We start from the raw sequence: 208 nt of genomic DNA, 5'->3' as shown, positions 1-208 counted from the left end.
ACCAGTGTCACCTTTATCGCCTTTAGCGCCGGCTGCACCAGTGTCAACTTTATCGCCTTTGTCGCCTTTAGCGCCGGCTGCACCAGTGTCACCTTTATCGCCTTTAGCGCCGGCTGCACCAGTGTCAACTTTATCGCCTTTGTCGCCTTTAGCGCCGGCTGCACCAGTGTCACCTTTATCGCCTTTAGCGCCGGCTGCACCAGTGTCA

General features: G+C 56.7%; 1 pseudogene. It reads right to left on the bottom strand.

Features of this window, described 5'->3' with window-relative positions:
* Positions 1 to 208, bottom strand: a pseudogene (locus ACTHTY_RS12300) (hypothetical protein); the annotation flags it as partial.

Source organism: Neisseria sp. P0019.S002, from assembly GCF_051957155.1.
Lineage (GTDB): Bacteria > Pseudomonadota > Gammaproteobacteria > Burkholderiales > Neisseriaceae > Neisseria > Neisseria perflava.
Note: the sequence above shows the minus strand (reverse complement) of the source record. Positions and strands in the feature narration are given on the sequence as shown.